The organism is Bacillus sp. GMa5/1, assembly GCF_050172015.1.
Taxonomy (GTDB): Bacteria; Bacillota; Bacilli; order Bacillales; family Bacillaceae_G; genus Bacillus_A; species Bacillus_A cereus.
This window is the reverse complement of record NZ_JBNLYC010000194.1, coordinates 1-6,780: the sequence shown is the minus strand read 5'-3', so window position 1 is coordinate 6,780 and position 6,780 is coordinate 1. Positions and strand designations below refer to the sequence as shown.

Genomic DNA, 6,780 nt, shown 5'->3' with positions numbered 1-6,780 from the left:
TTTCTTAAACAACAAAAAAACATGCCTTCATTAGGAAAGCACGTTTTGTGATATTCTTCACATTGTTTAGTTAAAAAATAAATGTTTACTTACCATGATGTAACATTAAATCACTAAGTTCTTCTTCAATGTGATTTAATTTCGCAACGCCTTCTTTCCATTTATGAATATAACGTGAAACCCCAACGAAAAACAAAACAATAATTGTGGAAAGAATAATACCATATACGATTGCTACAGTACTCATAGTTACACTTCCTTATAATTAGTAATGTGGTTATTAGTTATATTTTTATTATAAACCTTTTTCTTTTAAAATACTTCGATTTCAACTTTTTGTAACAAAATTGATTTTTCTAACATTTCGTTCGTGAAAATGGCATATTTTTCACAAATTATACAAAACTTCACCATATGTACTATTACCATATGAGTTATATTATTAAATAGAATAAAGGGGATGATATACTATGACGACTTGGTTTATTGTAATGTTAGTTGTATTTGGAGCATTTAAAATTATCGTTTCTAGCCTTCCTAACACTGTTATTGAATCCATTATTAGCAAGTACGAAACACATCCAAAACTTGAAGAAGAGAATGTGACTATTACAATTCACGGAAATAACGTAGAAGGCGAACAGAAATCAAAAATTATTCATGATTTTAACGAAGGTTTATTTTTAGATCGCTATTATGCACCACCACACAATGAGGGTACGCCTTTAATTATCAATGCAAAACGTGGCAAAAAGAATTTTACATTTTATATTTATAGTCACGAGGAGCATGTTGATGTTGTAAAACAATATAAAAAGAAGGTAGTTGCTTATAGTTTACGCTCTAAAAACCTTCAAAATAGTGATATGTTCGTGTCAGCTGACTTAGCTTAATACTCATATATTAGAAAAAGGAATCCAAGAAATATGGATTCCTTTTTTCTCATTTACTGAAAAATAAGCTCTGTCTTCAAACTATCTTTCGGTAACAACCAGCCTTTTTTCTCTAAACTCGCCATTAATAATTCCCTTTGTTTTGTCGCAATACTTTCTTCATTTGTTTTAAATGACACTTCTATTACGAAGTCATCTTCTAATTTTCCGGTATTACTTAATGGCCAAATTTCAATATTTGCTTTTATGTTTTCAAACTCTCCTGTATATCGTTTCATTAATACAGGACCGTAAATACGGGAATTCTTTAACATTTCCTCTCCCCAATTTGTATACAACCATTTGTTCATTTTCCCTGGTAATTTTTCTACTAACATGTTTTGAGCAGCTTGTTCATTTGGTAAATCAAGTATCCCATATCCTTTAGCGCTGTAACTTTTCTTATTTGAAATGCTTAATGTTTTCTTCTCAAATCCCCAATCTATTTCCGCCTCATAACTATCCGTATTACTATCGAATCCTTCTTTTTTAGCTACTTCTAGTGCATCTTGAATTACACCATTTGGAATAGGATATCTTTTTTTATATGTTAATTCAAAATCTTTACTAAATTCTTTCTTTCGAATTCTAGCAAACCAACCTTCCTCGCTTAAACTTTTATTCGCAGTATCTAAAAATTGCACTTGTATTCTTTCATATTTTGTACCAGCCTGGAAATGTTCTAGCACCTCTTGCTTCATCTCTTTGTTATCACCTAATACTTGTTCTGGCTTCAATAATAACTTTACTTCAAAACTAGGTTTCATTGGACTAGCTGCAAACCCTTCCTTAACGTTATAAAGGAAACAACAAAAGAAAATGCTTACGAATACAAATACTTTTTTCATATACCTATCCCCTTTACATTTCAAATGACTTCTATACGTTCCATTGCAAGTGAATATACATTTTCATACCCTGCTGTACTTAGCTTTTGTTGTAATCGATCCGTATCCTCTTTCAAAGCGTGCACTAACACCGTATGTTCTGGTAATAATGTATTTAGCATCTCTTTAACGTCTCTTATACTTTGGTGAACTTTATACGGAACTCTCTTCACCCTACATGTACTCCTTACATGTTCTTTCATAACTTTTTCTGCAAAACTCCCTTTCGCAATATGCCCAGTAAAAATAACGGCATTCCGTTTTTCATTCCGAAGTTGTTCATAGTATAACTGTGCTCGTTTCGTTTGCATATTCGCATCACTCATTACAACTATTCCGTAACTATTTTGCATACTAATGTCATTATCCATCACTATTATGTTTCTTTTTAAACTCTCCATAATCCATTTAAGTTCTTCATTATTTTTTATCCAACCTTTATATATGAACATCTCTTCAAATCCAGCCAAAATTTCTTTATCTACTATAAGCGGAAATTCTTTATATCGTTCATATAAATACAATACTATATCTTGCGCCCTACCAAGTTGTGGCAGCGGTAATAATGCTATTCCTTCATTTTGCATAACTCGTTCAATTTCTGCACATAGATCGTCTAATCTTTCATTTTGCGAAACATCATCTGTGTGATAAGCGGCATCTACAATTGCAACTTTTATATTGTGGCCCAATTTCTCAGGTAAATTAGCTCGTAGTATATTAGACTCTGCTGAATAGTCGCCTGAATAAAATACGTATGTATTACACATATCAACTAAAAACCAAACAGCTCCTAATACATGCCCACTATACCCCCACTGAAACCGCAATGTAGGAGTAATTTGTATCCATTCATTTGGATTACTAATCTCATCAATACATACATAATTTAAATCTTTTATATGTTGGTCGCTATAAGGTAACTTCCACCCTTGCATCACATTATAGTTTCTCCATTTTTCATAATATAACGGCAGTTGCTCCTTCGTATAACGAGTCGTCCAAATTTTTTTCTTATATCCATACTTCGCCAATAAAGGTAAACCCATCGTATGATCTTCATGAATATGTGATAAAAATACCGCATCTAAAAATTGAACAACTTCTCCCTCTATTTTTGGATAACTATTCTCATATGATCGATTAATACCACAATCAAATACTATTTTCGTCTCTTTATTTTTTACAAAATAGCAAGAGCGACCGTATTCTCCTGCTCCTCCCCATACTTCCACTCTCATCATGCTACCCCTTTTCGCTTTTGCTCCATATGTTGCAGCAGTAATAAGCACATTGCTGTAAGTCCAACAGAAACAACGGCCATCGCCATTCCTATAGATACTTCACCCTGTTCAAATTGAGCAAAAATAAACGTTGCTGACGTTTCTACTGATGGAGGTAATACGAGAAGTGATGCTACTAACTCTCTTATTGAAATTGTAAATGTCATCGCCCATCCGGCAAGAATGCCTGGGATAATAAGAGGCAATATTATTTTTCTAAAAATATAAATATAATTTCCAGAAAAAATACTTCCTGCCTGCACGAGAGAATCATCAATTTGTCCGAGTGATGATTTTACATATTGCACCGTGTAAGGTAAAAACAGAACAACATACGTTACGATAACCATGATTGGTGTATTATAAATTGACATAGGCATATATGGTGAATTCCAAAATAGAATAAGACCTACAACCATAACGATTCCTGGTACCATATTCGGTAACATACCGCACATATCAAGCCATTTTTCAGAGGTTTTTTTCCCCTTTCGAATCATAAGTGCCAAAAAGACTCCAATCATTACCGCAATAATCGCTGTTACGAGTGAAAAAAGAAAACTATTCCATAAAGCCTCTAATCCCGGAGACCCCATTGTAAACAATGCCTCATAATGACTTGTTGTAAAGTTATTTACATGTAAACCGCCGCCTCTTAATTTTGAAAAAGAAGCAATAAGTATAGAAAAGTATGGAATTCCAATCGATACGATTAATAAACCAATTACATACATCCATGCTACAACGCGCGTAAATATAGACAAAGTATATCTTTTAGATTTCACACCTTTTCCACTAACCATTGCATATGAATACTTTCGATTCAATACATTTTGCATATACCAAATGAGCACACAAGCACTAAGTAATAAAGAAGATAATGCTGTTGCACTACTGAAATCAATTGGCCAACTCGAAATAAATTTATGAATTTCTGATGTTAACACGTGGAATCCTATTCTACGTCCGAATGTAGCCGGTGTTCCAAATTCAGCAATCGTCTTTACGAAAATGAGTAAAGCACCCATTACATAACTTGATACTAATAACGGCAATATTATTTTTCTTAAGCGATAGAAAAAACTTCCGCCATGAACTGCTGCAGCTTCTTCTTTACTACTCCCAATCTGAAGCAACGTGTTTTTCAGCATGAAATAAAGGAATGGGAATAAATGCAGACTCATAATTAATACCATACCTCCTAAACTAAAAAACGATGATGAAACTGTCTTTAACATCGGGAAAAATTGTTCAAAATAGCCGTTAGGTTGCATGAACAAAATCCAGCCCATCGATCCAATATACGGCGGTGTCATAAATGGAATCATAAAAACAATATCTAACTTACTATACTTTCCTACATCTGTTTTGCTCATAATAAATGCCAATGGAAATGCAAATATTGTAGCACCTATTACAACGAGTGCACCTAGAAGCATCGAATTTAGAAAAATCCCAGCTAATCCACCACTCTGCATCACTTCAAAAGGCTTTAAAAAATTCCAACTGCTATTTTCATATACACTAGAAAATAAAATAAGAAAAAGTGGAATGACGATTAACATCGCCACAAGTAATAACGCTACCGTCATTCCAACTTGTCTTACTGATACGAATCGATTTACCATGGAATCACCATCTTATTGAAATACTTTCTTAAATTGTTTTCCTATTTCATCTTGCTCTTTCTCAACTGTTTTCCAATCAATATTTAATACTGGAATCTCTTCTATATTTGGTCTATTTTCAGCTTTTATATCTGTTCTACCAGGCAATAAATACGCTTTAGAAACTTGTTTTTGTACATCATCGGATAATAAATAATCAATAAACTCTTTTGCACCTTCAACATTCTTACTATCCTTCATAATCCCCGCTGCACGTGGGCTAATAACTGTTCCGCTTTTTGGATATACAATATCAACAGGTTCACCCTTTGCTTTTGCGCTATACGTCATATAATCAACACCCGCAATGACCATATCTTTCGCACCTGTTACAACTGGGTCTAACGCTTCCTGGTTTGCTCCTGCTACTGTAACTTCATTTTTCTTAAGCTGCTCAAATAAATTCCATCCATCTTGTCCATTCTTTTTCACGTATCCTGTTACAAAGTCTAAAGCTGAACCTGAAAGTGCTGGATCTGGAAGATTCACTTTCCCTTTCCATTCTCCTTTCGTTATATCGCTCCAATCTTCAGGCGCCGTCTTCACATTTTTTGTATTGTACACAATCCCTAATGCTGAAGCACTATACCCGAAATAATGGCCTTTATCATCTGACCATTCAGAACGCAGCTTATCAGCTTGTTTCGCCTCTTTATAAGCTAACGTTTGACCCTCTTTCTTTAATCCTTCCATCGCTGGTAAGGAAGCGAGTACGACAACGTCAACGACTGGATTTTTCTTTTCAGCTTCCATTCTCGCTAAAATTTTACCAGTTGTCCCTTGAAACATTTCCACCTTTATACCAGTTTTCTTTTCAAAGTCTTTTTGAATTTTTTCTGCTAACCCTTTTGGCCCTGCACTATATACAACAATTTTCTTTTCATTCATATTTTTACTTTTTGCATCTGCATTACCTGTCTTTGAACTACAACCTGTTACTACAGTAGAAAATAGTAAAGTACATACAAATAAAGACTTAAGCGAACTGAATTTCTTCATACGATTCTCCCCCTATATGATGAATACATTTTTTGGGTACATATAACGATACTGGTTTCCCGATGCTTAGCTTACTATTGTGATAGGCTGTCCAGATGCCTAAAGTCCCCATATTTACTTTCACTTCATAACGCTCTCCTACGTATGTAACGTGCTGAATTTCACCTGTATACATTTCGCACACATCATTTTTTGTCCAACTCACATGCTCTGGACGAATCATTTTTTCACCCTCTACAAGCCAATTCGCCTTACCAACAAATTTGGCAACAAATTCATGAGACGGTTTCACATAAATATCTTCCGGTGTTCCTTTTTGTAATACTTCTCCTTGTTTCATGACAATAATTTGGTCTGACATTGACATTGCTTCTGTTTGATCGTGAGTGACATACAGTGCAGTTAAACCAATGGAATGAACGATATCCATAAGCTCTATTCTCATTTCTTCTCGCAAAATTGCATCGAGTGCACTTAGCGGTTCATCAAACAAAATAAAATGAGGTTTTGTTACAATTGCTCTAGCGAATGCGACACGTTGTTGCTGTCCACCAGAAAGTTCGTGTGGATACCTTTTATCCATACCTTGCAGGCGAACTCGCTTTATCGCATCCTCTACTTTTTCTCGTACATGATTCGTTTGCTTTGTAGCTCTTAAACCAAATGCAACATTTTCAAAAACAGTCATGTGCGGCCATAAAGCAAAATCTTGAAATACCATACCGATATTCCGTTCATGAGGAGATGTCTTTATCTTTTTTGTAGCAGAATACATGCATTGGTCTCCAAAACATATTTCTCCCTTATCCGGTTCTTCAAGTCCTGCTATCATTCTAAGTAAAGTCGTTTTCCCACATCCCGAAGGTCCTAAAAGTGTAGTGAATTCCCCTTTTTTCATTACAATCTGCAACGGCTTTAACGCTTGTGTTTTTCCAAATGTTTTTTCTAATCCATTAATTTTAATATCCATCGTCTCACCTCTCTCCCCTCATTCTTAACCTGCTTTCATTCT

8 protein-coding genes are annotated in these 6,780 nt (G+C 34.6%); 1 reads left to right on the top strand and 7 read right to left on the bottom strand.

Going from position 1 to position 6,780, the window contains the following annotated elements:
• Nucleotides 1-85 precede the first annotated feature (85 nt).
• Both ACQGSG_RS24995 and ACQGSG_RS24990 read right to left on the bottom strand, forming a co-directional pair.
• Nucleotides 86-247 carry a hypothetical protein gene (locus ACQGSG_RS24995; RefSeq protein WP_000108701.1) on the bottom strand — a complete coding sequence of 54 codons (162 nt, stop codon included), beginning with the start codon at nt 245-247 and terminating at the stop codon, nt 86-88.
• A 65-nt stretch (nt 248-312) separates the two neighbouring features.
• Nucleotides 313-429: a hypothetical protein gene (locus ACQGSG_RS24990; protein WP_001987133.1), complete on the bottom strand. Its 117-nt coding sequence runs from the start codon at nt 427-429 to the stop codon at nt 313-315.
• Between the two features lie 41 nt (nt 430-470).
• Here ACQGSG_RS24990 and ACQGSG_RS24985 point away from each other — a divergent pair, with 41 nt between their 5' ends.
• On the top strand, nt 471-893 hold the full coding sequence (locus ACQGSG_RS24985) for a YfmQ family protein (RefSeq protein ID WP_000214592.1): 423 nt from the start codon (nt 471-473) through the stop codon (nt 891-893).
• A gap of 53 nt (nt 894-946) precedes the next feature.
• On the opposite strand, the gene ACQGSG_RS24980 is transcribed toward ACQGSG_RS24985, so the two are convergent.
• The 5 genes from ACQGSG_RS24980 to ACQGSG_RS24960 are packed head-to-tail and all read right to left on the bottom strand — an operon-like array spanning nt 947 to nt 6,738.
• Nucleotides 947-1,780 carry a hypothetical protein gene (locus ACQGSG_RS24980; RefSeq protein ID WP_044584287.1) on the bottom strand — a complete coding sequence of 278 codons (834 nt, stop codon included), beginning with the start codon at nt 1,778-1,780 and terminating at the stop codon, nt 947-949.
• 20 nt (nt 1,781-1,800) lie between these two features.
• Complete coding sequence (locus tag ACQGSG_RS24975; protein WP_043308210.1) at nt 1,801-3,063, bottom strand: MBL fold metallo-hydrolase; 1,263 nt, start codon at nt 3,061-3,063, stop codon at nt 1,801-1,803.
• Nucleotides 3,060-4,730, bottom strand: a complete 1,671-nt coding sequence (locus ACQGSG_RS24970; protein ID WP_426948253.1) for an ABC transporter permease — start codon at nt 4,728-4,730, stop codon at nt 3,060-3,062. Before ACQGSG_RS24970 ends, ACQGSG_RS24975 begins: the two co-directional genes overlap by 4 nt.
• Before the next feature lie 12 nt (nt 4,731-4,742).
• Complete coding sequence (locus ACQGSG_RS24965) at nt 4,743-5,768, bottom strand: ABC transporter substrate-binding protein (RefSeq protein ID WP_000714716.1); 1,026 nt, start codon at nt 5,766-5,768, stop codon at nt 4,743-4,745.
• Entirely contained in the window at nt 5,746-6,738 is a 993-nt protein-coding gene (locus ACQGSG_RS24960; protein WP_325842274.1) for an ABC transporter ATP-binding protein, read from the bottom strand. The genes ACQGSG_RS24965 and ACQGSG_RS24960 overlap by 23 nt, the downstream gene beginning before the upstream one ends.
• Nucleotides 6,739-6,780: the final 42 nt, after the last annotated feature.

Bases quoted from the DNA above. Each gene is read 5' to 3' on its own strand.
- ACQGSG_RS24995 (WP_000108701.1), bottom strand. From the start codon at position 247: ATGAGTACTGTAGCAATCGTATATGGTATTATTCTTTCCACAATTATT.
- ACQGSG_RS24990 (WP_001987133.1), bottom strand. From the start codon at position 429: ATGGTAATAGTACATATGGTGAAGTTTTGTATAATTTGTGAAAAATAT.
- ACQGSG_RS24985 (WP_000214592.1), top strand. From the start codon at position 471: ATGACGACTTGGTTTATTGTAATGTTAGTTGTATTTGGAGCATTTAAA.
- ACQGSG_RS24980 (WP_044584287.1), bottom strand. From the start codon at position 1,780: ATGAAAAAAGTATTTGTATTCGTAAGCATTTTCTTTTGTTGTTTCCTT.
- ACQGSG_RS24975 (WP_043308210.1), bottom strand. From the start codon at position 3,063: ATGATGAGAGTGGAAGTATGGGGAGGAGCAGGAGAATACGGTCGCTCT.
- ACQGSG_RS24970 (WP_426948253.1), bottom strand. From the start codon at position 4,730: ATGGTAAATCGATTCGTATCAGTAAGACAAGTTGGAATGACGGTAGCG.
- ACQGSG_RS24965 (WP_000714716.1), bottom strand. From the start codon at position 5,768: ATGAAGAAATTCAGTTCGCTTAAGTCTTTATTTGTATGTACTTTACTA.
- ACQGSG_RS24960 (WP_325842274.1), bottom strand. From the start codon at position 6,738: ATGGATATTAAAATTAATGGATTAGAAAAAACATTTGGAAAAACACAA.